Origin of the sequence: Devosia psychrophila, assembly GCF_000971275.1 — a bacterium.
GTDB lineage: Bacteria > Pseudomonadota > Alphaproteobacteria > Rhizobiales > Devosiaceae > Devosia > Devosia psychrophila.
The window spans coordinates 1-636 of sequence record NZ_LAPV01000051.1 but is presented as its reverse complement, the minus strand read 5'-3'; the positions used below and the strand labels follow the sequence as shown (position 1 = coordinate 636).

Here is a 636-nt window from a genome sequence, read left to right as displayed (position 1 = left end):
CTGCACAGGACTTTGGTAGTCGAGGGCGGAGTGTCGCCTCACAGGATTGTAGAAGCCGTCGATGTAGCGGGCAATGGCCTGTTCGGCATCGTGTCTGGTCTGGAAGCGTGTGCGCCAGACGAGCTCGGATTTGAGGGTCTTGAAAAGGTTTCGACCATGGCGTTGTCGTAGTAATTACCCTTGCCCGACATTGAGATGCGGATGCCGTTACGGCGCAGTTCGCCCTGATAGTGCACGGCACAATATTGGCTGCCGCGGTCCCAATGATGGATCAGACCGGCCGCCGGCTGGCGCATGACGAGCGCCTTTCTGAGAGCCGACAGAGCCAGGGCGCGGTGCAGGCGGTCGCTGGTGGTCCAGCCGACGATGCGACGAGAGAACAGATCCAGCACTACCGACAAATACAGCCAGCCTTCCCTGGTCCAGATGTAGGAGATATCGACCCCCCACTTCTCATCGGGACCCCAGGCCTCGAACACCTGGTCGAGCAGGTTCGGCGCCACTGGCCAGGAATGCTCGCTGTCGGTGGTGCGCTTGAAGCGGCGCTTCTGGCGCGCCACCAAGCCATTCTCGTGCATCAGTCTGGCGGTGCGGCGACGCCCGACGGCATGCGCCTCATCCTGCAACTCCCGCGTC

1 pseudogene is annotated in these 636 nt (G+C 61.9%); it reads right to left on the bottom strand.

What is annotated here, in order from left to right:
* Positions 1-636: pseudogene (locus WH91_RS24065) on the bottom strand (IS3 family transposase); the annotation flags it as partial.